23 protein-coding genes are annotated in these 23028 nt (G+C 69.0%); 13 read left to right on the plus strand and 10 right to left on the minus strand.

Features of this window, described 5'->3' with window-relative positions; all coding sequences use genetic code 11:
* The first annotated feature begins 37 nt into the window (after positions 1-37).
* From ABZ441_RS23045 to ABZ441_RS23055, 3 genes are all read left to right on the plus strand, one after another.
* A complete protein-coding gene (locus tag ABZ441_RS23045) occupies positions 38-1102 on the plus strand; it encodes an acyl-CoA desaturase (protein WP_358977319.1) in 1065 nt (354 codons plus the stop codon).
* A 95-nt stretch (positions 1103-1197) separates the two neighbouring features.
* Positions 1198-1380 carry a hypothetical protein gene (locus tag ABZ441_RS23050; protein ID WP_145804952.1) on the plus strand — a complete coding sequence of 61 codons (183 nt, stop codon included), beginning with the start codon at positions 1198-1200 and terminating at the stop codon, positions 1378-1380.
* Positions 1377-1919 carry an MOSC domain-containing protein gene (locus ABZ441_RS23055; protein WP_358977361.1) on the plus strand — a complete coding sequence of 181 codons (543 nt, stop codon included), beginning with the start codon at positions 1377-1379 and terminating at the stop codon, positions 1917-1919. The genes ABZ441_RS23050 and ABZ441_RS23055 overlap by 4 nt, the downstream gene beginning before the upstream one ends.
* 53 nt (positions 1920-1972) lie before the next feature.
* Here the strand turns inward: ABZ441_RS23055 and ABZ441_RS23060 are convergent, their stop codons facing one another.
* Positions 1973-2854 (minus strand): hypothetical protein, encoded by an 882-nt coding sequence (locus tag ABZ441_RS23060; protein WP_358977322.1) that lies wholly within the window; start codon positions 2852-2854, stop codon positions 1973-1975.
* 196 nt (positions 2855-3050) lie between these two features.
* On the opposite strand from ABZ441_RS23060, the gene ABZ441_RS23065 reads away from it, so the two are divergent.
* Positions 3051-3956: an oxygenase MpaB family protein gene (locus ABZ441_RS23065; RefSeq protein WP_358977324.1), complete on the plus strand. Its 906-nt coding sequence runs from the start codon at positions 3051-3053 to the stop codon at positions 3954-3956.
* 69 nt (positions 3957-4025) lie between these two features.
* On the opposite strand, the gene ABZ441_RS23070 is transcribed toward ABZ441_RS23065, so the two are convergent.
* Complete coding sequence (locus ABZ441_RS23070) at positions 4026-4625, minus strand: methyltransferase domain-containing protein (protein ID WP_358977326.1); 600 nt, start codon at positions 4623-4625, stop codon at positions 4026-4028.
* Positions 4626-4907: 282 nt separating this feature from the next.
* Between ABZ441_RS23070 and ABZ441_RS23075 the strand changes: the two genes are divergently transcribed.
* From ABZ441_RS23075 to ABZ441_RS23090, 4 genes are all read left to right on the plus strand, one after another.
* Entirely contained in the window at positions 4908-5318 is a 411-nt protein-coding gene (locus ABZ441_RS23075) for a roadblock/LC7 domain-containing protein (RefSeq protein WP_358977363.1), read from the plus strand.
* Between the two features lie 140 nt (positions 5319-5458).
* Positions 5459-6469 (plus strand): DUF6397 family protein, encoded by a 1011-nt coding sequence (locus ABZ441_RS23080; protein WP_358977328.1) that lies wholly within the window; start codon positions 5459-5461, stop codon positions 6467-6469.
* 40 nt (positions 6470-6509) lie between these two features.
* Complete coding sequence (locus ABZ441_RS23085) at positions 6510-6998, plus strand: GNAT family N-acetyltransferase (protein WP_358977330.1); 489 nt, start codon at positions 6510-6512, stop codon at positions 6996-6998.
* Between the two features lie 203 nt (positions 6999-7201).
* Complete coding sequence (locus ABZ441_RS23090; RefSeq protein ID WP_358977332.1) at positions 7202-7846, plus strand: LAETG motif-containing sortase-dependent surface protein; 645 nt, start codon at positions 7202-7204, stop codon at positions 7844-7846.
* Positions 7847-7950: 104 nt separating this feature from the next.
* Here ABZ441_RS23090 and ABZ441_RS23095 read toward each other — a convergent pair whose 3' ends face one another.
* Complete coding sequence (locus tag ABZ441_RS23095; RefSeq protein WP_358977334.1) at positions 7951-10044, minus strand: SpoIIE family protein phosphatase; 2094 nt, start codon at positions 10042-10044, stop codon at positions 7951-7953.
* Positions 10045-10221: 177 nt separating this feature from the next.
* On the opposite strand from ABZ441_RS23095, the gene ABZ441_RS23100 reads away from it, so the two are divergent.
* Entirely contained in the window at positions 10222-11280 is a 1059-nt protein-coding gene (locus tag ABZ441_RS23100; protein ID WP_358977336.1) for an enoyl-CoA hydratase/isomerase family protein, read from the plus strand.
* Between the two features lie 74 nt (positions 11281-11354).
* Here the strand turns inward: ABZ441_RS23100 and ABZ441_RS23105 are convergent, their stop codons facing one another.
* The 3 genes from ABZ441_RS23105 to rhaI all read right to left on the minus strand — a co-directional run bounded on the left by ABZ441_RS23105 (position 11355) and on the right by rhaI (position 16198).
* Complete coding sequence (locus tag ABZ441_RS23105) at positions 11355-12836, minus strand: rhamnulokinase family protein (protein WP_358977338.1); 1482 nt, start codon at positions 12834-12836, stop codon at positions 11355-11357.
* Between the two features lie 82 nt (positions 12837-12918).
* Positions 12919-14964 carry a bifunctional aldolase/short-chain dehydrogenase gene (locus ABZ441_RS23110; RefSeq protein WP_358977340.1) on the minus strand — a complete coding sequence of 682 codons (2046 nt, stop codon included), beginning with the start codon at positions 14962-14964 and terminating at the stop codon, positions 12919-12921.
* Between the two features lie 67 nt (positions 14965-15031).
* The gene (rhaI, locus tag ABZ441_RS23115; RefSeq protein ID WP_358977342.1) at positions 15032-16198 is read right to left on the minus strand and encodes an L-rhamnose isomerase; all 1167 of its coding nucleotides are present in this window, start codon (positions 16196-16198) and stop codon (positions 15032-15034) included.
* Between the two features lie 338 nt (positions 16199-16536).
* Between rhaI and ABZ441_RS23120 the strand changes: the two genes are divergently transcribed.
* Positions 16537-17085: an SRPBCC family protein gene (locus tag ABZ441_RS23120; protein WP_358977344.1), complete on the plus strand. Its 549-nt coding sequence runs from the start codon at positions 16537-16539 to the stop codon at positions 17083-17085.
* Positions 17086-17182: 97 nt separating this feature from the next.
* Here ABZ441_RS23120 and ABZ441_RS23125 read toward each other — a convergent pair whose 3' ends face one another.
* Complete coding sequence (locus ABZ441_RS23125; protein ID WP_358977346.1) at positions 17183-17401, minus strand: hypothetical protein; 219 nt, start codon at positions 17399-17401, stop codon at positions 17183-17185.
* Between the two features lie 84 nt (positions 17402-17485).
* The gene (locus ABZ441_RS23130; RefSeq protein ID WP_358977348.1) at positions 17486-17968 is read right to left on the minus strand and encodes a hypothetical protein; all 483 of its coding nucleotides are present in this window, start codon (positions 17966-17968) and stop codon (positions 17486-17488) included.
* Positions 17969-18094: 126 nt separating this feature from the next.
* On the opposite strand from ABZ441_RS23130, the gene ABZ441_RS23135 reads away from it, so the two are divergent.
* The gene (locus ABZ441_RS23135; protein WP_358977349.1) at positions 18095-18955 is read left to right on the plus strand and encodes a pentapeptide repeat-containing protein; all 861 of its coding nucleotides are present in this window, start codon (positions 18095-18097) and stop codon (positions 18953-18955) included.
* 144 nt (positions 18956-19099) lie between these two features.
* Here ABZ441_RS23135 and ABZ441_RS23140 read toward each other — a convergent pair whose 3' ends face one another.
* Complete coding sequence (locus ABZ441_RS23140) at positions 19100-19645, minus strand: SRPBCC family protein (protein WP_358977351.1); 546 nt, start codon at positions 19643-19645, stop codon at positions 19100-19102.
* Positions 19646-20143: 498 nt separating this feature from the next.
* On the minus strand, positions 20144-20713 hold the full coding sequence (locus ABZ441_RS23145; RefSeq protein WP_358977353.1) for a hypothetical protein: 570 nt from the start codon (positions 20711-20713) through the stop codon (positions 20144-20146).
* Between the two features lie 249 nt (positions 20714-20962).
* On the opposite strand from ABZ441_RS23145, the gene ABZ441_RS23150 reads away from it, so the two are divergent.
* Together ABZ441_RS23150 and ABZ441_RS23155 are read left to right on the plus strand one after the other, a co-directional pair.
* Positions 20963-21514 (plus strand): GH25 family lysozyme, encoded by a 552-nt coding sequence (locus tag ABZ441_RS23150; protein WP_358977365.1) that lies wholly within the window; start codon positions 20963-20965, stop codon positions 21512-21514.
* A gap of 183 nt (positions 21515-21697) precedes the next feature.
* A partial coding sequence (locus ABZ441_RS23155) for a cbb3-type cytochrome c oxidase subunit I (protein WP_358977355.1) occupies positions 21698-23028 on the plus strand: 1331 nt, incomplete at its 3' end.

Below are 23028 nucleotides of genomic sequence, written 5' to 3' on the forward strand. Positions count from 1 at the left end.
ACGAGGTCAGCGCAGATGCCCAGAAACCGGAGACGTCATGCCCCAAGCGGCAGCAGCCACCGTTGCGCAGCACACCCGCGACGGATCGGAGAGTCCGGAGAGCCCCCAGGCCCCCGGCAGTGACTTCGCACCGCTCCTCAAGGCAGTCAGGGGGCAGGGGCTCCTGGAGCGGCGCACCGGCTGGTACGCGACGGGGATGGCCGCCAACCTGGTCGCTCTCGGAGCTGTGATCACCGGCATGGTCCTCCTCGGCGACACCTGGTGGAACGTGTTCCTCGCCCTCCCGCTGGCCATCCTGTGGACCCGCACGGCCTTCTTCGGCCATGACGCGGGCCACGCCCAGATAACCGGCGACCGCAAGGCGGGCCGGATCGTCGGCCTCGTGCACGCCAATCTCCTCCTCGGTATGAACGAGGCCTGGTGGAACGACAAACACGTGCGCCATCACGCCAACCCGAACCACATAGACAAGGACCCCGACGTCGGTGTCGGAGCCCTGGTGTGGACCCAGAAGCAGGCCGCTCAGCGCGAGGGATTCGCCCGCTGGCTCACCCGTAACCAGGCACGGCTCTTCTTCCCGATGCTGCTCCTCGAAGGCATCGCCCTCAAGATCTACGGCTTCCAGTTCCTGCGGCGGCAGCCCGTCCGTGAGCGCGTACTGTCCGCCCTCCTGCTGACCGGTCATCTCGCGCTGTACGCCGCGCTGCTCCTCACCGTCATGTCCCCGGCCAAGGCCGTCGTCTTCGCCCTGGTGCACCACGCGCTGTTCGGCCTCCACCTGGGCATGGCCTTCGCCCCGAACCACAAGGGCATGGAGATGCCCGACCCCGACGGCGACCGCTGGGGGCATCTGCAGCGCCAGGTTCTCACCTCGCGCAACGTGCGTGGCGCCGTCCTCACCGACTGGTTCCTCGGCGGCCTCAACTACCAGATAGAGCACCACCTCTTCCCGAGCATGCCCCGTCCCCACCTGAGGCTGGCACAGCCTCTCGTGAAGGCGCACTGCGCGTCGATCGGGATGCCGTACGCGGAGACCGGCATCGTCGAGTCCTACCGGCAGGCGCTGCGGCACATGCACGAGGTCGGCGAGCCCCTCCGGTAGAAAGCGCCGGGCCGGTCTCCCGCCGGTGGAACTGTCAGGGGCGCACAGGCGTTCTCCAACCAGGAGCGGCTCCGGCCGCGGAGGAGGCATGGATCATGTCCAACGGTGCAAAGATCGCCATCGGAGGAGTCGTCGCGGCAGTCGTCCTGATTCCGTTCATCGGATTCTGGTGGTCGCTGCTGGTCCTCATCGGCGTCCCCACGCTGGGGTACCTGATGCTCGACCCGTCACAGAGGCGCAGGCTCCGCAGGATCAGTCGCAAGGAGATAGGGCGCTGAACGCCACAGTCACGGCGGTGAGCAGCAACGACGTGTACTCCTTCACCAAGCCGGCCAGGGAGAGCATCACCCTCCTGGCCGGACTCGGTGTGGAGGGCGACGTGCACGCCGGCAGCACCGTCAAGCACCGCTCCCGGGTTGCCCAGGACCCGACGCAGCCCAATCTGCGTCAGGTCCACCTGATGCACCAGGAGCTCTTCGCCGAGCTCAGGGACGCGGAGTTCGAGGTGGGTCCGGGCGATCTCGGGGAGAACGTCACCACCAGCGGGATCGATCTCCTCGCGCTCCCGGTGGGGACCCTGCTCCGGCTCGGCAACGAGGCGGTCGTCGAGGTGACCGGTCTGCGTAACCCGTGCCTGCAGATCGACAACTTCCAGGAGGGGCTGCTCCGGCAGGTCGTCGGCCGTGCGGACGACGGCACCGTCGTCCGGAAGGCCGGCGTCATGGGCGTCGTCACGACGGGCGGGATCGTGCGCCCGGGTGACGCGGTCGAGGTCCAACTGCCGGCCGAACCGCACCGTCCGCTCAAGCGCGTGTAGTACGCACGAGCCGTCCCTGGCAGGTCCCGGCGGCCCGCGCGTACGGTATGAGATCAGGCCGGCCGGACGGCAAGTCCATCGAGCGACTTCAGCAGCCCGGGCAGTTCGGGGCCGCGGCCGACCGGCATGATCTCGCCGGGCTCCTCGTCCAGCAGGATGAACGCGATGTCATCGGTCCTGGCCACCAGTGACCAGCCGGGGCCGTCGGCCCGAAGGGTACGGGCCCCGTCCGGGGCGAACGCCGAGCGGATCCGGCCGGGCGGGGGCGGGGAGCCGACATACGCCCGGGCCGCTTCGAGAGCCTTGCGTACGCCGGCATGCTGCCCTGGTCCACCGGCTTCCGCCCGACTCCCGCCGCCCCCTGCCCGAGCCTCGCCGGCCAGAGGTCCGTCGGCCGGGACCTCCCCGTCCCCCGTGGGTTCCGCGGAGCTCCCGAACGCGGTCTCGTCGTCGACCTGTTCGCGCCACGCCGCCCACTGCAGAGCGATCTCGTCCGCGCCGAGGCGTCGTTGCGGAGGCCCCCAGACCTCGGTGTCCGGCGGCGTCAGCGGAGCCGGACCGTCCGGGGTCGGCGACGGATCGTGCGGCTCGGGGACGCCGGGGGCGGCGACCGACAGGGCGAGCGGCCATCCCGGGAGCGCGCAGACCACCGAGCGGTCGTCGGGGGAGAGGTCGTACTCCATCCCGCAGTCCCACGAAGCGATGGCCACCGCCACCAGCGATACGTCCTCGACGACCACCGTCCAGCGCGCACCGCCGCTGTCCTGGCCGAGCACGAGACCGTACCCCTCGGCGTACGGCTCGAGCTCCAGTGTGGCGCACGCAGCCACGTAGTCGTCGCCGAGCACGCTGGGGAACTGCGCGGGGGTCAGCAGCACCGCGGTCAGCACAAACAGCGCGTCGTCGTCGGCGACCCTGTCGTCCGTCCCAGCCACAGCACCCACCCTCATCCCTGATCGCGTTGGTCCGTCGGCGCACCTTAACTACTCGGTAACCCTGTCGTCGAGGCCCTGACAAGCGATGACGGCCACGAGCCCGCAGGACGCAGCGGCGGGCCGGCACCCTTCGTGCCGTGGTGCCGGCCCGCCAGGCCCCCGTAGGGTTGTGACTCCGGCCGACGAGGGGGACAGCATGGTGAAGCGCTACGCGCGCCTGAAGGAGATCCAGCGGCTGGACCCGGAGCGGGACTTCCTGGAGATCTACCGGCTCACCGTCTCCTACGAATTCCCCTGGGACATCACCCGTGCTCTCGAACTCGCCCTGTACCGCACCTACGCAGTGCCCAGCATCGGCCGGCTGCTGGCGGAGACCGCGGAACTGACGGGGCGTCCGCAGAAGAGGTACGACGACACCGTGCTTCTGCTCGACACCGTCGTCGAGCACGGTTTCGACAGTGAGGCGGGCCGTACGGCCGTCCGGCGGATCAACCGGATGCACCGAAGTTACGACATCAGCAACGACGACATGCGCTATGTGCTCTGCACGTTCGTCGTCTCCCCCAAGCGCTGGCTCGACACGTACGGCTGGCGCAAGCTGTCCGCTCACGAACTGCGCGCCTTCGCCGCGTACTACCGCACACTCGGCGGCCGCATGGGCATCCAGGACATCCCGCAGTCGTACGAGGACTTCGAGCGCGCGCTGGACTCCTACGAGGCCGAGCACTTCGGCTGGGACGAGGGCGCGCGCCGGGTATCCGACGCCACCCTCGCCCTGATGGGCACGTGGTACCCGCGTCCACTCGCGCCCGTGGTGCGCAGGGCCGGCCTGGCGCTGCTCGACGACTCGCTGTTGCGGACGTTCCGGTACGAGCGCCCCGGGCCCATCGCCCGGGGGCTGACCCGTGGCGCCCTGCGCCTGAGGGCTCGCGCCGTCCGCCTCCTGCCGCCACGCACCGCACCCCACTACGCCCGCCAGAACCCCGAGATCAAGGGCTATCCGGACGGCTATGCGGTGTCCAGGCTCGGCACCTTCCCCACACCGGGCGTGCGTGGTTGCCCCGTACCGCACAAACGGGCACCGGACGCACCGTCCGAGTGAACCGGAGACGATCCTCCGGGGCCGCGGCGGCTCGTCCGGTTCGAAGGGGGACGGCCTGCGGAAGGGCAGTCAGCCGGTCCGTACGGCCAGCGCCAGGAAGCGGCTGTCCTCGTCGGTGTAGGTGTCCAGGCGCCAGCCCGCGTCTGCCAGCACGGACGTGAGACGGGGCTCGGCCCTGAGGTCGTCTTCCGAGAGGGGCCTGGCGTGCCGCGCTGCCAGAGCGGCACGCCCGATGGGGTGGAACAGCGCGAGCCGACCGCCCGGACGCACCACCCGCGCCAGCTCCGAGAGCCCGTGCCGCGGGTGCGCCAGGTGTGAGATCAGACCGGCGGCGAAGACGGCGTCGAGGGTTCCGTCGCGCAGCGGAAGCCGTGCGACATCCGCCAGCAGCAGAGCACCGCTCGCCGCTCTTCCCGCTTGCCGTGCCGCGTCGAGCATCGCGGGCGTCAGGTCGGCGCCGATCACCGTGCCCGCGGGTCCGACGGCCGTACGCAGGGCAGGCAGGGCCCGACCCGTACCGCAGCCCGCGTCGAGCACGGTGCCGCCGGGACGCAGACCCAGCTCTCCGGCCGCGGCGGTGTAGGCGGGGCCGTCATCGGGGAATCGCCTGTCCCATTGCTCGGCTCGCACGGAGAAGAAGTTCTGTACGCGTGTGTGGTCATCGGCCATACGGACATGATCGCTTGGTCCGCACCTGAGGGAAACGGTGCGAAGCGGTGCACACGTTCGAGCGCCGCCTGGGTGGGACGAGGTCCCGTTGGTGGCCGGGCGGATCCAGCGCGGTGGGGATAGTGATCCGGTCTCGCAAGTGCTTCGGACACCCGTCCTCGGCGGCGGGCGGACCGTGGCGGGAAGCAACGCCCCCGGAGTGGGCAGGCGCTTGCCCGCAGAGGAGCCGTACGCAAGGCTTGCGCGAAAGGCGTGGAACGGATGAACGGGGAGGACGAGCACATGGCGCTGGACCGGGGACTTGACTGGCTTCTCGATGATCTCACCAGGCGGGTGGAGTACATCCAGCACGCGCTGGTGCTGTCGAACGACGGGCTGGTGACCGGAGCGAGCACAAGTCTGGCCCGGGAGGACGCCGAGCACCTGGCAGCGGTCTCGTCGGGGCTGCAGAGCCTGGCCCGCGGGTCGGGCCGCCACTTCAGGGCGGGAAGAGCACGCCAGACCATGGTGGAGTTCGACGAGGCCCTGCTCTTCGTGACGGCGGCGGGGGACGGCAGTTGCCTCTGCGTGCTGACTGCCGCCGAGGCCGATGCCGGCCAGGTCGCCTACGAGATGACTCTGTTGGTCAACCGGGTAGGTGAGCACCTCGGTGTGACGGCCCGGCAGGGCGCCGAGAGCATGGACCGTCTCTGACCCGGACCACCCTCAGGCTCCTGTCGCCTTTGACCTGCGGCTCCCGTCAGCACCCGGAGTTATCCACAGGCTCGGCCAGGCGTTGCTCCCCCGGCTACTGTGATCACAGAGAGTATGCGAACTCATGGGGGAGGAACATCATGACCGTTGGGGAAGCCGCCCGCCCGCGCACAGCCGAGACGAACACGCCTGTGTGCGTCTTTGCCGCCCGCGCGGCCCAGGAGTTGTCCTTGAGGCGGGGAGAGTTCGACCTCGCCGTCCACCTGGGGCTGATCGGTGCACTCCAGGCGCCGGGCATGTCGAGGCCACGATTCCGGCAGCGGGAGATCGACCGGCTGCGCGCTCTGCCGGGGTTCCCGGAATCGCTGAAGGACCGGGTGCGTACGGCGGGGACCGCGGAGGGGGCCACGCTGCTCGGAGTCAGCCCCGTGCGTTTCACCGGACTTGCCCGTGTCGGCTGCGTCTCGCCCGTCGCATTCCACCTGAATCGTTACCGCGCGGTGGTCTGGCTCTATCTGGTGGACGAGCTCCTCACCTTCGCGTCGAAGGAACCCGATCTGATCGCGGGCAGGAGCCCGGTGGGGATGCGGACCATGCTGGAGGCCGGCACCGACTGGCGTGCCCGCAACTGGCGTTCACGCAGGATCGACAGGCTTCTGAGCCGTGCGGAGGACCCGTGGGTGCGCGCGGCCCTGCAGGCATCCGCCCTGGACCCGGTCCAGCTGGGAGAGGTCGTGGAGGATCCCTATGAGCGCGCTTACCTCGCACGGGTGCGGCCGGAGTCCGCGCTGGGACGACCGGGGTCCGCATCCGGCAGGGAGGCGATGGCGAGGCTGATACTGGCGGACGATCCGGACGAAATCCTCTGGCGCCGGGTGAACTTGACGCTGGAGATCGACCGGGCGCGGGCGATCCGAGCCGCTCCGCGCCCTGGATACGTCCCCTCGGCGTTCCGGCCGACACCGGATCGACCGGGCCCGGACCGGGGCGCGTCGGACCGGTCGATGCCGGACGGACCGGTTCCGGGCGGACCCGGCGCTGTCTCCTGGCAAGGCGGCCGGGTCGGCCGCCGCTCAGGCAGGAGGCCCACTCCCGGGCGGGGGCTGCTCGATCGGATCGGCCTGCGAAGGCCAGGGAGCAGGGCCCACTAAAGCGATTGCATGACGCCGCTCGTGTGAGCATTGTGGCCCCATGTTGATCAGAGAAGCCACCGACGAGGACTGGCCCGCGATCTGGCCGTTCTTCCACGCCATTGTCGCTGCGGGCGAGACCTTCACTTATCCGACCGACCTCGGCGAGGACCTTGCCCGGGGCTGGTGGATCCTTCCGGGGCCTGACCGCACGGTTGTCGCGGTGGACGACGCCGGGACCGTCCTCGGCACCGCCAAGATGAACAGGAATCACATGGGCAACGGCTCGCACATCGCCAGCGCCAGTTACATGGTCGACCCGGAACGATCCGGCCGGGGTGTGGGCAGGGCCCTGTGCGAATACACCGTGGACTGGGCGCGTACGGCGGGATACAGGGCGATGCAGTTCAACGCCGTGGTGGAGACGAATACCAACGCCGTGCGACTGTACCGCTCCCTCGGCTTCGAGATCATCGGCACCCTGCCCGAGGGGTTCAACCATCCCGAACAGGGCTATGTGGGGCTGCACATCATGCACAAGCCGCTCTGAAACGCCCTCACACGTGGAGCGGAGTGTCCGTGAGCACAGTGGCTTCCGGCCATCCTGACGTGTCCGTGATGTCACAAGTGGCGGCGTTGTGTGCATGGTTGACGTATCGCTGAGGCATGGGGCGGTTGTGCCCCCTGGGATGGGGGGCAGTACTGTGCGCCCCACCGCCATCCCAGCGGTGTACTCGTATGAAGGAAGAATTCATGACCATACCCAGGAGATCGTGGCGTGGCGCGGGAGCATTCGCGGCTGCCGCGATTGTCGGCCTGGCAGGCGGGGTCATCTCCGCAGGTCCGGCCGCAGCTCACACCCCCAACTGGGCCGTGACCTGCTCCGAAGTCACGCTCAACCTGAAGGCCTACTCGGACCGGGCCACCAATGAGGTGACCGTCTCCGTCGTGGGCGGCGAGGACCTGCTTGCCAAGACCCAGTTCGGCCGGGAGTTCCGCACGGAGACCCCGATTCAGCTCCCGAAGCACGACAAGGAGCTGACCGTCCGCCTCGTCGTCAAGGCCGGGGACGACGAGCGCTACTCCTTCCAGGAGGAGAAGACCGCCGAGGTGTGCGAGGACGACTCTCCGTCGCCCACCCCGACCGAGGAGACTCCTTCGGAGACCCCGAGCACGGAGCCGCCCGCCTCGGAGACCCCCGAGCCGAGTGCGACACCGAGCGAGACCGCCACGGAGACCGCGCCTGCTCCGGCGGAGCCGAGCAGCAGCGCGCCGGACCTGGCGGAGACCGGTTCCTCCTCCGCCACGCCGATCATCGGCGGAGCCGCTCTCGCGGTTCTGCTCGCCGGTGGCGGCATCCTGTGGTCCGTCCGTAAGCGCCGCACCGCGCAGCACTGACGACCGGGAAGAAACGGCCCGCCGGTGGTGAAACGCCGGGGGCCGGCCGGGGGCGTACCGCATCAACTCCGTTGCGGTACGCCCCCGTGCCGTACGCCGCAGAATCAGGAAACTGGGCCGATCTCGCACCAGACGGCCTTGCCTTCTCCCCGGGGCTCGACGCCCCACCGTTCGGCGACCGCGTCGAGAAGCAGCAGACCGCGCCCCGAGGTCGACGTCTCGCCCGGCGCGCGGCGCCGCGGCCAGACACTTGATCGGTCCTGGACCGACAGCCTGATGTGCCGAACCGGCTCCGGCAGCACCTCCAGTGTCAGCACCGCCCCGCCCTCCGTGTGCAGCAGCACATTGACCAACAGCTCCCCGGTCACCAGCTCCGCATCGTCGGCCAGGGCGGCGAGACCCCACTCGTTCAGCGCCTGGCGCACGATCGACCGCGCGTCCGAGAGCCCTTGCGGATCCGCCTGATGGATGTACTGATGCAGCCGGGGAGCCTTCGGCGAACCGAGGTCCGGGCTGCGCCGAAGGACCAGCAAGGCCACGTCGTCGCCCGAACCCCACCGCTCCCACAGCCGGTCGGACAGGTGGTCGGCCAGCGCCTCCGCGCCGTCGGGCCCGTCACTCACCTCGTGGATCAGTGCCGCGACCCCTGTGTCGACATCGGCACCCGGTTCCTCAACCAGCCCGTCGGTGTACAGGACGAGTGTCTCCCCGGGCACCAGGTCGAGGCGGGTCTCCGGATACTCCTCGTCACGGAAGTCCGTGGAGATTCCCAGCGGCAGACCTCCGCGCACCTGAGGCACGCCGACCCGCCCGTCGGTGTGCCTGATCAGCGGGCCGAAGTGTCCGGCGCGGGCCACCCGCACCGCCCCCGTGGCGAGGTCCACCTGCGCGTACGTCGCCGTCGCGAAGCGATCGGTGTCCAGCTCGGCAAGGAAGCGGGAGGCCCGCGCCAGTACGGTCGCCGGGGGGTGCCCCTCGGCGGCGTACGCCCGCAGCGCGATCCGCAGCTGGCCCATGATCGCCGCGGCGTGTGTGTCGTGCCCCTGTACATCGCCCACCGCGACGCCGATCCGGCCCTTGGGAAGGGTGATCACGTCGTACCAGTCGCCGCCGACCTCGCGTCCGCTCCACGCCGCGTGGTAACGGACCGCGATCTCGCCGCCGTCGATCTCCTGGATCCGCCGCGGAAGCATGGCCGACTGCAGCCCTGTGGCGAATTCGCGTTCCTCGTCGAAGAGGATCGCCCGCTGCAGCGACTGGGCCACGATGGCGGCCAGACCCAGACACAGGATCCTCTCGTCCGCGCTGAACACGGTGCGTTCCCGGTAGAAGAGCGCGAGTCCGCCCAGGGAGCGGGCCTGTGCTATCAGCGGAAGATAGGCGACAGCGCGGAAGTTCAGCTCGCCGATATGGGGTTCGAGTACCGGATAGCGCCGGAGCAGCGAGGCGAGAGAGGTGATGAACCGGGGGCGCCCGCTGAGGATCGTGTCCCCGAGGGGAAACGTCGCGTCCAGCTGCCCGGAGCCCAGGCCCTCCAGAACCTCCACCGAGTCACCGCTCAGGGCGATGATCCTCAGTGCCGAGTTCTCGACGAGCCCGAGCGCCAGTCCGTCCGCCCCGATCCCGACCAGGCCACCCGGGCCGGTGAGCGCGGCGGTGACGTCGTCCACGGTCACCGCGCGTGACATCGCGGCGGTGGTGCGCTCGACGATGCTCGTCTGGCGGCGGCGCCGCTTTTCCAGATCGAGAACGAAGGCCGAATGGGTGACCTCGGCTGTCGCATCCCGCACGAGACCGATGACTCGGTGTGCCCGGCCGTCCTCGGACCGCATGATGCGCGCCTGGATATGGGTCCACTGGCTGGTCCCGTCCTCCAGCGGCATCTGGAAGTGGACGCTGTAGGAGTTGCTGCCGCCGGAGACCGCCTCGTCGATCGTGGTCTCCAGACGCGCCCGGTCCGCCGAGTCCAGCCGGTCCGCCACGGCTGACGGCGACGCATCGAAGGTCGCCGCGTCCATGCCGAAGACCGTCAGCCCGGCTTCGTCGATGGCCAGGGTCCGGGCATCCAGATCCCATTCGAAGCTGCCGGTACGGTTCAGCGCGAGGCGCTCCGCGACCCCGGTCTCGCCGGCGGCCCGCCGGTCGATCCGGAGCCGCGACGATGCCTCGTCGTCTGCTCGCCGTGAAGAGTCGGTCATGCATGCTCCGGAGGTCGTCCGGCGGGGCTGCTGGACGTCGCGGCCCGTAGGTACCAATTGTCGAGGCCGCGAAGCGGGAGTGCCACAGCGATATCAGGGCGCCCCGGCGCCGGCGCCCGCCGACGGCCGTCGCAGAATGGCACCCGGAGATCGTCCACGGCTGACCGGAGCGCACACATGAACGATGACGAGCCCGTCCTGCTGCACACCGAGGGTCACATCCTGCACATCATCCTCAACCGCCCCAGGGCCCTGAACGCGCTCACTCACTCCATGGTGCGCGGCATCGATGAAGCGCTCACCCAGGCCGCCGACGACGACGCGGTCACGGCGGTCGTGATCGGCGGAGCCGGCGGACGCGGCCTCTGCGCGGGCGGCGACATCCGGTCGATCTACGAGGACGCCCGGGCGGGCCGCAGCGCCTCCGTGGACTTCTGGCGTGACGAGTACCGCCTCAACGCCCGGATCGCCAGGTTCCCGAAACCGTACGTGGCGCTCATGGACGGCATCGTGATGGGCGGCGGCGTGGGCGTCTCGGCGCACGGCGACGTCCGCATCGTCACCGAGCGTTCGCGCGTCGCGATGCCCGAGACCGGAATCGGCTTCGTGCCCGACGTAGGGGGCACCTACCTGCTGGCCGCCGCACCCGGAGAGCTCGGCACCCACCTCGCACTCACCGGCAGGCCCGTGGACGCGGCCGACGCCATTCTGTGCGGGCTGGCAGACCACTTCATCCCGTCCCACCACCTGGCCGACCTCACCACCGCCCTGGCCAGGAGTGCTACACCCACCGATGTGGCGGACACCGTGGCCCACCACGCGACGGCGGCCCCTGAAGGAGAGCTCGCAGCCGGCCGCGCATGGATCGACGACTGCTACGCCGCCGACACGGTCGAGGAGATCATCGACCGACTGGCGGACAGCGGAGTGCCCGCCGCGAAGGAGACCGCCGCCGCACTTCTCGCCGTCTCGCCCACCGCACTCAAGGTCACTCTGGCCGCTGTACGCCGTGCCAAGGGGCTCGGCAGTCTGGAAGCCGCCCTCGACCAGGAGTTCCGTGTCTCCTGCCGGGCCTTCACAGGACACGACCTGCTGGAGGGCGTGCGCGCACGCATCATCGACAAGGACCGTTCTCCGCGGTGGAGTCCCGCCGAGCTGGCCGATGTCGGCGCCGCCGAGGTCGCACGCCACTTCGAGCCGCTCGGTGAGCAGGAACTGGGCCTGGCCCCGAACTGACCCACCCCTGTGCGCACACGTCCGCACGCTCCCCGGTCCCGTCCGCCGGCCGGCGGGGACAGGGCCGGGGTCGCTCATACGCCTGCGGCCAGCCGGTCGGCGGCCCGGTCCCATGCCCCGGGATCACCTCGCGGCGTGTAGTGACGCAGTTCCTGTGTGCGTGCCACCAGCCCGCGCATGTCCGCCAGCCCGCCCACCAGCCCGTGGGCCCGCGCCTGGAGCAGCACGTTCCCCAGCGCGGTGGCCTCGGCGGGCCCCGCGGTGACCGGCAGGCCGGTCGCGTCGGCGGTCCACTGGCACAACAGCTCGTTACGCGAGCCGCCGCCGACCAGGTGGATCCGTGTCAGCTCCCGGCCCGCCAGCTCGGCGGCCTCCCGGAGTGTCCTGCGATGTGCCAGCGCCAGGCTCTCCAGGACACACCTGACATATCCGCCAGGGCCGTCCGGGGGTGCCTGCCCCGTCCGGATGAGTGCGGCGTCGATCCGGGACGGCATGTCTCCCGGCGCCAGGAACACCGGATCGTCCGGGTCGATCACGCAGCCGAACGGGCGGGCGCGCGCCGCGCCCGCGAGAAGATCCGCGAGGCCCGCCGACGTACCCGCGCGCTCCCACGTACGACGGCACTCCTCGAGCAGCCACATCCCCATGATGTTGCGGAGATAGCGCACCGTGCCGTCCACACCGCGTTCGTTGGTGAAGTTCGCGGCCCTCGACTCCTCGGACAGCACCGGCGCGTCCAGTTCGAGACCGGCCAGGGACCACGTTCCACACGACACGTACGCGACCCCCGGTCCGATGGCGGGGACCGCGGCCACCGCGGACGCGGTGTCGTGCGAAGCGACGGTCGTCACCCGCGTGTCCATCGGCAGCCCGGTGAACCCCGCCACGTGCGGAAGCAGCGTGCCCGCTCGCACGCCCGGTTCACGCAAGGCGGGGAACAGGGAACGTTCCAGCCCGAGCCGTTCCATCAGCGCATCGGACCAGCAGCCCGTACGCGCGTCGAGCAGGCCGGTCGTCGAGGCGTTGGTCACTTCCGCGCCCACCGACCCCGTCAGCCAGTACACGAGGAGATCCGGCATCAGCAGCAGCGTCCGGGCCGCCGGCCACTGAGCGGTGGAACGGTGGGCGGCCAGCTGGAAGACCGTGTTGAACGGCAGATGCTGCAGTCCGCCGACGCCGTACAGCTCCTGTGCGTCGCAACAGGCGAGCAGCTCTTCGGCAGCGGTGGCGTTGCGCTCGTCGCGGTAGTGGAACGGGAGGCCGAGGAGCGACCCGTCGGAGTCCAGGAGCCCGTAGTCGACGGCCCAGGTGTCGATGCCCACCGAGGCGACGGGGCCGTTGGCCGCCGCCGAGCGCAGCCCGTCCAGCATGCCCTGGTACAGGGCGAGTACGTCCCAGTGGAGCCCGTCGGGCAGCTGGACCGGCGTATTGGCGAAGCGGTGCGTCTCGGTCAGCACGAGCTCGTCGGCGCCGACCCTGCCGGTGATCACCCGGCCACTTGTGGCGCCCAGGTCCACCGCGGCGAACACCGGGTCGTGTCGTGAAGTCGCAGACATGGAGAATCTCATCCGATCCGGGCGGGGCCGCGCCCCGGCTGCTCGCGTAACAGCGTCCGGGGTGCGGCAGGGTGAAACGTGCTCAGCGCAGGAACGCCGCCGCCACACCGGCGTCGACGGGAATGTGGAGGCCGGTGGTGTGGGTGAGGTCCCCGCCGGTCAGGGCGAACACGGCGTTGGCGACATGCTCGGGGAGCACCTCGCGCTTGAGGATCGTGCGCTGGGCGTAGAACTCGCCCAGCTTCTCCTCCTCGATGCCGTAGGTCGCCGCCCGCTGGGCCCCCCAGCCCGCCGCGAAGATCCCGGAACCGCGCACCACCCCGTCCGGGTTGACCCCGTTGACCCGGATTCCGTCCTCGCCGAGCTCGGCGGCCAACAGGCGTACCTGGTGCGCTTGGTCGGCCTTGGTGGCCGAGTACGCGATGTTGGCGGGGCCGGCGAACACCGCGTTCTTGGAAGCGATGTAGATGATGTCGCCGCCCAGGCCCTGGGCCCGCATCATCCGTGCCGCCTCCCGGGAGACCAGGAACGAACCGCGCGCCATGATGTCGTGCTGGAGGTCCCAGTCCTGCGCCGAAGTCTCCAGCAGCGGCTTGGAGATGGAGATCCCGGCGTTGTTCACGACCAGGTCCACGCCTCCGAAGGCGAGCGCGGCGGCCTCGAAGGCGTCGATGATCCGCTCCTCGGACGTCACATCCACGGTCACGGCGACGGCCTTGTCCGGGCCGCCGAGTTCCTCGGCGACAGCCTCCGCGTTCACCGAATTCAGGTCAGCCACGACGACACAGGCGCCCTCCGCGACGAGCCGGTGCGCGATGGCCTTGCCGATGCCGGACCCCGCACCGGTGACGAGCGCCACCCGCGTGGCCAGCGCCTTGGGCTTCGGCATCCGGCGGAGCTTGGCCTCCTCAAGTTCCCAGTACTCGATGCGGAACTTCTCCAACTCCTCGATGGGCGCATACGAGGAGACGGCCTCGGCGCCCCGCATCACGTTGACCGCGTTGAGGTAGAACTCCCCGGCGACCCGGGCGGTCTGCTTGTCCTTGCCGAAGGAGAACATGCCGACCCCGGGCACCAGCACGATCGCCGGGTCGGCCCCCCGCATGGCCGGTGAGTCGGGTGCGGCGTGGCGCTCGTAGTACGCGCGGTACGCCTCGCGGTACTCCGCGTGAAGTGCCGCGAGCCGGCTCACCGCCTCCTCCAGCGGGGCATCGGCAGGAAGATCCAGGACCAGCGGGCTGACCTTCGTGCGGAGGAAGTGGTCCGGGCAGGAGGTGCCGAGCGCGGCGAGACGGGGGTGCTCGGCGCGCGACAGGAAGTCGAGCACAGGCGCAGCGTCGGTGAAGTGCCCCACCTGGGGGTGGTCCGTGGACGCCAGTCCGCGGATCACCGGGGCGAGGGCGGCTGCCCGCTCCCTGCGCGCACCCTCCTCCAAGGCCTCCCGGCCCGGGAGAACAGCGCCGAAGGGCTCCGACCGGCCGTGGTCCTCGAGGAACTTCTCGGCGGTACGGATCATCCAGAGGGCATTGCGTTCGCACTCCTGGGAGGTCCTGCCCCAGGCGGTGATTCCGTGACCGCCCAGGATGACACCGACCGCATGCGGACTGGCCTCCTTGACGGCCGCGATGTCGAGCCCCAGCTGGAATCCGGGACGGCGCCAGTCCACCCATGCGACCTTGTCACCGAAGCACTCGGCGGTCAGCTTCTCGCCGTCGGCCGCGCACGCCAGCGCGATCCCGGAGTCCGGGTGCAGGTGGTCGACGTGTGCGGCCTCGACCAGCGCGTGCATCGCGGTGTCGATCGACGGGGCCGCACCGCCCCTGCCGTGCAGGCAGTAGTCGAACGCGGGGACCATCTCGTCCTCACGATCCACCCCCGGGTACACGTCCTTGAGCGCTCGCACCCGGTCCAGTCGCAGCACGGCGAGACCGGCCTCGGTCAGCGTGCCGAGGTCGCCGCCCGAGCCCTTGACCCAGAGCAGTTCGGTCTCGCCACCGGTGACGGGGTCGGTCTCCATCGCCTTGGCCGAGGCGTTGCCGCCGGCGTAGTTGGTGTTGCGGGGGTCGGAGCCGGTCCGGTGGGCGCGCTCCAGGAGCGCGGCGACTTCGGCGTGCGTCGCGGACGTCATGAGAGTTCCTTCGAGGAAGAGGTGACGGGCAGGTGCGGCTGGACGTACGAGGCCGGGGGAGTGGGGCTCAGGCGCCCCAGCCGGCCTGCTCGCCGCCGACACGGTCGGCTGCGATGCGTTCCTGGTTGCCGGAGGCGAGGTAGGCGGCGAACGGGTCGCGCGCCAGGCCGAGCTCCTCGCGGACCTCGGCGAGCAGCGGCCGCACGTCCGTGTTGAACGCGTCCATCAGCACTCCGTTGGACGCCAGGACATCACCCGAGCGCTGTGCTTCGGCGAGCGCCTCGGCGTCGATGAGCAGTGCCTTCGCGGTCGCCTCCTGGACATTGGTGACCGAGCGGATGACCGCCGGGATCTTGGCCTCGATGTTGTGGCACTGGTCCAGCATGAAATTGACGTTGGTCCCGGTCGCGAGTCCGCCGTTCTTGACCACCTCGTGCATGATCCGGAACAACTGGAAGGGATCGGCGGCCCCTGCCATCAGGTCGTCGTCGGCGTAGAAACGGGAGTTGAAGTCGAAGGCGCCGAGTTTCCCCTCCCGCAGCAGGAACGCCACGATGAATTCGATATTGGTGCCAGGTGCGTGATGGCCGGTGTCGACGACGACCTGGGCCTTCGGACCGAGCTTGAGGCAGTGGGCGTACGAGGTGCCCCAGTCCGGGACGTCGGTCGTGTAGAACGCGGGCTCGAAGAGCTTGTACTCCAGCAGCATCCGCTGGTCGTCGCCGAGCCGCTCGTACACCTCGGCGAGCGACTCGGCCAAGCGGTCCTGGCGGCCCGCGATGTCGTCCTGACCAGGGTAGTTGGTGCCGTCCGAGAACCACAGCTTGAGATCCGGAGATCCGGTGGCGTCCATGATGTCGACACACTCGAGCAGATGATCGGTGGCCTTGCGGCGGACCTTCGGGTCCGGGTGGGTGACAGAGCCCAGCTTGAAGTCGTCGTCCTGGAAGACGTTGGAGTTGATCGCACCGATCCGCAGCCCGAGCCCGTCGGCGTACCGGGTCAGCGCCGCGTAATCCTCCACCCTGTCCCAGGGGATGTGCAACGACACCTTGGGGGCGACCCCGGTGTGGGCATGCACCTGCGCCGCGTCCGCAAGTTTCTCGAACGGGTCACGCGGGACGCCGGGCTGTGCGAAGACCTTGAAACGGGTCCCGGAATTCCCGTAACCCCAGGAGGGCGTCTCGATGACCTGAGACTTCAGAGCTGCCTTGACGGCCGACACATCAGACATGAACACCTCGTAAGCAGAGTCATCCGGCGACCCTCAGGATCGGGGATGTGAATCGTTTCATCCGACCGTACGCTAGGTTTGGGCACTGCTGCTCGTCAAGCAGTCAGTCAGGTTTCTTAGCGATTTGAATCAATTCATCACATGACGGCAAGGGGTTTCCGGGCACCTGCGCCGACTCGACGAGCTGTTCCCGGACGACAGGCAGACACTGAGTGCGTGGCAGGCCCGTTCCGGCATCACGTGCTGTGCGGTGACGAAGCACCTCGAGCTGCCGGAGGCGGCGGGCCTGATCGTCTCGCCACGGACGGGGGCGGGAAAATCCCCACTTCCTCAACCTGATGCCCATCAGGCTCGTCCAAGACCGGTGGGTGAGCAAGAACGCCGAGCCCTTGGCGGCCGCGCTCAGCGACCTCGAGAACCGACTGGAGATTCCCATGAAGAAGGTCTTCGAGATCTACATCCGCACCACTCCCGAGCGTCTCTGGGAAGCGGTCACCGATCCCGATATCAGAAGCAAGTACAACTTCGGCGCCCGCGTCACTTCGAACTGGACCCAGGGCTCACGCTTCGAGATGGGTGCTCCCGGCGCTCCGGGCCCGCTCGGGGAGGGGCGGAATCTGGAGGTCGAACCGCCGCGCAGGCTCGTCCAGAGCATGGTGGCGCTCTGGAGCGACGAGGTGAGGAACGAGGGCGCGACCCGCATCACCTGGGAGATCGAGCCCATCGGCGACTCCTGTCGGCTGACCATCACCCACGGCGGGCTCCGAGAGGGTGCCAACAAGGAGTTGTACGGCGGATGGCCGATGATCCTCTCCGGCCTGAAGACCTGGCTGGAGACCGGAGAGCTGCTCACCACCCCCGGATCACTCCTGTACAGCGGTCAGTGACCGGCGGCCGGCTGTGGTCGCCTCCGCGTCGTAGCACCTGGCCGTGGCCGACCCGATGCGGGGGACGGGGCGACATGGCCGGAGAGGACAGGCGACCTCAACCCGTGGGACTCGGCTGAAGCTGCCTCACGAGAGCGAAGAGCTTGTCCTCGTTCCCCGCGAGCCCCGCGCTCCGCAGCGCCTCGTCGGCTTCCTCGATCGGGAAGGCGAGCAGCGGCATGTACAGAGGGGCTTCGGCAGGATCCGCGAGCGCGGCGCGCGTGGCAGCGAGTAAACGGATGTACGCCTGGGCCGCGGCGATTTCTTCCTTCTGCATCTCAGCTCTCCCCGTCAGAGGTGTCGTACCGTCAAGCATCTCTCAAGGGTCTGACAACGCGGGTGCCGTCGCTGGGCAGAACGGTCAGGAACGAGGCGCGCTCCGCGGTTCGACCTCGAGGAAACGTCGTCGGCGAGGCCCTCGGTACAACAGCACCGTCCAGCCAAGCCGCTGCAACACCCCGGCACAGCCGGCCAACGCCTCCACCTCGTCGTGGGCCGCTCCACCGCCCCGCGGGCCTGCCCACTCGACCCGTACCGATCCCGGCGCCTCACCTTCGCTCACCCGGTAACCGGTAGAGGTGCGCTGCCCGGACGCGTCGACCGTCGAGGGAGGTATCAGGGCGGCCTCCAGCGCCAACGCCACGGCCCGTAGCGGTCGGTGCAGCTCCCAGGGAGCCGGCACACTCTCGGGGTCCGCGCTCCCCGCGCGGGTGAGCCGCCTGATCTGCAGCATCCCGGCGAAGGCGGTGAGCACCTCCCCGGCGCGGTCGCCGGACGCGTCGGGGGCCGCCACGGGCCCGTCGCCGGTCGCGGGCTCGAAGCCCCCCTCCTGCGGCGCACTCATGTCCTGTCTCCCTCACATCCGTGTCGCGCACTGCCGCCCAGTGTGCACCCGCCCACTGACAGCCCGGGCTGCCTCCTCGCGCACGCGTATGCTTGGCGGACACCGCAAACCGGAGGACTCAGGCACGTGCACCGCGACGACCCGACCGCTCCGCCCGTCGTGGAAGGGGACGCCCTGCGCGCCGACTGCGCGAAGTGCTTCGGGCTCTGCTGCGTCGCGCTGACGCTGACCGCGTCGGCGGATTTCGCGATCAACAAGGACGCGGGGACCCCCTGCCCCAATCTGGCGGACGACTTCCGCTGCGGCATTCACACCCGGCTGCGGCCCGAAGGTTTCTCCGGCTGCACCGTGTACGACTGCTTCGGCGCGGGTCAGAAGGTCTCCCAGGACACTTATGGAGGCCGGGACTGGCGGTCGGACCCGGATACCGCGCAGCAGATGTTCCAGGTCTTCCCCGTGATGAGGCAGCTTCACGAACTGCTCTGGTACGTGACCGAGGCCCTCACCCTGCCGGCGGCCGAGCCCCTCCACCCCGACCTCCGCGACGCTCTCCGCACCACGGAACGCCTCACCGGTCTGCCCGCCGGTGAACTCGCGGAACTGGATGTGTCCGCACACCGCGACAGGGTGGCCGCCCTCCTGCTCCGCGCCGGCGAACTCGAACGCGCCACCGTCCCCCGGCGAAGGAAGCGGAGCCAACGAGGCGCCGACCTGATCGGGGCCGGACTCCGCGGCGCCGACCTGCGCGGAGCCGAACTGCGGGGTGCTTACCTCATCGCTGCCGACCTCCGCGGCGCCGACCTGCGCCGGGCTGAGCTCATCGGCGCCGACTTCCGTGACGCCGACCTGTCCGACGCCGACCTGACGGGCGCTCTCTTCCTCACCCAGGCGCAGCTGAACGCGGCGAAGGGCAACACCGCCACGAAACTCCCGGATTCCCTGACCCGGCCCGCGCACTGGACGGCGGCCAGGCCCGCCGGAGCCTGAACACCGGGGTCGGTCGCCCGCGTCCGTTCGATCCGGCGTTCGAGGCGGACGCGTTGACCACGACTCCGCGGCCACGACACGGATCGGTCCCGGAAGCCTCCACACACATCGAGGGAGCTGTACGCACGCCCGCTTCCCGCAGCGTCACCCCCGACGCGGCTCGTTCCCCAAACGGTCGACCCCTTCCGAACCGTCCTGCTCCAATGCCGCTTTGAGGCGCTCCAAGGTGGTCCGGATGTTCCCGCGCTGGAATTCCGCGAAGGTGTGCCCACGTGTCGCGATCCGGTCGAAGGCGTTGGCGAGAAAGTCCGGCCATGCCCGCCGGTTGTCTGTCCAGGTCTCAGTGATGCGAGTGAAGCCGTCGACCGCTTCGAAGCGGTACTCCCACAGCGCGATGGAGCCCGGCAGCCGGGGACGCCGCATCCCGATGGCGTGTACACGAAAGGCGAACCGCATGCCAGGGTCGGCCGCGGTCACCGTGCACCTGGTCGTCCACCGGAAGGGACCGCGCTTGTTGCGCCCCTCGAAGACCATGCCGACATGTGCCGTCCGGTGCTCCCCGAGTATCCGCGCGCCCCGGTTCTCCGGACTCCAGCGTCCCATCGCGGTGGGGTCGCTCAACTCCGCGTACGCGGTGGACGGCGCCACCCTGATCAGGATGCTGTCCGATACGGACATGGTGCGGGGCATGACAGGTCTCCTTGTCCTCGTCCGGCCGGGGCAACTCGTGCGAGCCGGACGGGCCATGTGTGAACGGTCGTCGGTTCTGGTTCGTCGGACAGTGTGGCGGACACGCCGCGGCGTTCGGAACACCGGACCCGCGGAGACCGCAGATGTGCCGCACTTTTCGTGCCGCAGGCACCCGCTGCCCCGCACCTGAACACGGGGGAGTGAAGCCCTTCCTCGGCGCCCCGGGTACGGTCCCGCGACGCAGCGCCTTCACAGGATCATGGCGTGGTGATACGTCACCCGTGAACCGTGCGATCGGATCCACACCGGGCCCGGGCCGCACGGCATGGCCCACACCATCCCCGAGCGGGTCGATCAAACCCGCAACCGGTCCGGGCGCGGCAACGAAGCACGCGGCAACGAAGCACGCGGCAACGAAGCAGCAGTCCTCGCTGCACCTCTCGAGCGGGCTTGATCCTCTTGCCCGTCTCCTGTGGTGCCGTCGAGAGCGCACCCCGATCAGCACCTCTCGAGACCCAGACGCTTCGGGACATCGCGCATGGTGCAGAGCGTCGTGACCTGCTCCTCCAGACTGCTCAGGGCCCTCGTGAGGGAAAGTTGGCCGATCCGCTCAAAATAAAGAGTGTGGACATCGGCGCCGAACTCTCCCAGGGGTCGTTCGAGGTCCACCTCCACCCTCGCTTCAACGGTGCACCCGCCCGAGGTGATGGTCACGCCTGCCGAGAACCGCAGCTCACTGACATCCGGATCGCCCTCCGCGAAGAAGCCGAAGGTGTGGTGGAGCCGCAGTTCAGGCCCCGCAGCGTGTTGTTCGATCACGATGCCAGGCACCAGGCCGGACTCGTTCCCGAAGTCGTAGGCGAGGTGGAGCCCAGTGGTGAAATCGTTCAACTGCGCGTGCAGCCTGTGCATCGTGGTCAGCAAGAGGGCCGTGCTTGCGGCATCGTCCGCGCCGGTGACGTTCAACATCGGTGAATCATCACCCCGGCGCGGCAGCACCGGCTCGTGAGTCTCGCTCACCAGGCCGCCCGGTCTCTGCACCGCGCCAACCCCGACCTCCCGATTCATGATCCTTTTGACGGTACGGCCCGGCGCGGATGGTGCCGCATTCGCGGTCCGTTCGTGGACAGCCGCCCTGTCCGGCGGGTCCGTGCATCAACCCGTCCGGCAGCCGGCTGCTCGAGCGGCCGAGCAGGGGGCGCAGAGACCGATCCGGGCATGCCGAATCGGTTCAGCACGCGGACGGCGGATGGGAGAGCTCCAGGCGGGCACGCATGGGAGAGGAACGGAATCAACATGCCCCACATGGAGGTGGCCGTGCTGCACGGCGTCGATGTCAGCGCCTATCAGACGGACTTCGGGACGGACGGTCTGGACTTCGTCTTCGTCAAGGCGACAGAGGGTCGCTCCTACGTCAATCCGAGACTGAAGGACCAGGTCAAACGAGTCAGGGACGCCGAATGCGTGGTCGGCTGCTACCACTTCCTCTGGCCGGGGCACGCGAAGGGCCAGGCGGAGTACTTCCTCGACAGGACACCGGAGCGGCAGGGAGACCTCCTCGCCGTCGACTGGGAACAGACGGGCGAAGGGACGCGCGCGAGCAGCGAGGACAAGGACCGCTTCATCCATGAGGTGAAAAGGCTGAGGCCGCACCACCGGGTACTGCTCTACTGCAACCGATCCTTCTGGATCCACCACGACACGAGTTCGTACGCCGGTGACGGACTCTGGATCGCCGACTACGGCAAGGCGGCGGCACCGCGGATCGAAGCGGACTGGCGTATCCATCAGTACACCGACGACCCCCTGGACAAGAACGTGGCCGATTTCCCCTCGCGAAAGGCGATGCGCGCCTGGGCGACGGGCTGAAGGCGGAGCGCGGCCCTCAAGGTGCCACGCGCTCGTCAACACCGGTACCGAAACCATCGGCCAGTGGAGTGTCCTTTGCCAGCCACTGGTGCAGTGCGCACGGAGATGACCTGCGGTACCGACGCGGGGAGTCCATCCTGGTCGCCGAGTCCGCAATCGGCCGTCGACCGAAGGAGTGCCGCAGTGACGACGAGGGGTCCCTCAGTATCGGCGGAAGCCGATGTCGCCTATCAGGACGAACTGCCTGTACGGCGTCGGCAGCCGGGCAACGTCGTCATCAGGTGGCTGACCACCACCGACCACAAGACGATCGGCACGCTGTACCTGACCACCTCGTTCGCCTTCTTCATCGTCGGTGGCGTCCTGGCGCTCGTCATGCGCGCCGAGCTGGCCCGTCCGGGTGACCAGATCATCTCGAACGAGCAGTTCAACCAGGCGTTCACGATGCACGGCACGATCATGCTGCTGATGTTCGCGACGCCGCTGTTCGCCGGCTTCGCCAACTGGATCATGCCGCTGCAGATCGGCGCGCCCGACGTGGCCTTCCCACGGCTGAACATGTTCGCGTACTGGCTGTACCTCTTCGGCTCGCTGATCGCCGTATCCGGCTTCCTCACCCCCCAGGGCGCGGCCGACTTCGGCTGGTTCGCCTACTCCCCGCTGAACGACGCGGTCCGCTCACCGGGTGTGGGCGCCGACTTGTGGATCATGGGTCTGGCCTTCTCGGGCTTCGGCACCATCCTCGGTTCGGTCAACTTCATCACCACGATCATCTGCATGCGCGCCCCCGGCATGACGATGTTCCGCATGCCGATCTTCACCTGGAACGTCCTGCTGACCGGTGTCCTGGTCCTGCTCGCCTTTCCCGTGCTGGCCGCCGCGCTGCTCGCACTCGAGGTGGACCGGAAATTCGGCGCACTCGTTTTCGACCCGTCCAACGGCGGCTCACTGCTCTGGCAACACCTCTTCTGGTTCTTCGGCCATCCAGAGGTGTACATCATCGCTCTGCCGTTCTTCGGCATTGTCTCCGAGATCATTCCGGTGTTCAGCCGCAAGCCGATCTTCGGATACGTCGGTCTGATCAGTGCGACGATCGCCATCGCCGGCCTGTCCGCGACGGTGTGGGCGCACCACATGTATGTCACGGGTGGCGTGTTGCTGCCGTTCTTCTCCTTCATGACGTTCCTCATCGCGGTGCCCACCGGGGTGAAGTTCTTCAACTGGATCGGAACGATGTGGAAGGGCTCGTTGTCCTTCGAGACACCGATGCTCTGGTCCGTCGGATTTCTGGTCACCTTCCTCTTCGGTGGTCTGACCGGGGTGATCCTGGCCTCACCGCCGCTGGACTTCCACGTCTCCGACTCGTACTTCGTGGTCGCGCACTTCCACTACGTCGTCTTCGGCACCGTGGTCTTCGCAATGTTCGCCGGATTCCACTTCTGGTGGCCGAAGTTCACCGGCAAGATGCTGGACGAGCGGCTCGGCAAGATGACGTTCTGGACGCTGTTCATCGG

The sequence above is a fragment of the Streptomyces sp. NPDC005752 genome, assembly GCF_040630715.1.
Taxonomy (GTDB): domain Bacteria; phylum Actinomycetota; class Actinomycetes; order Streptomycetales; family Streptomycetaceae; genus Streptomyces.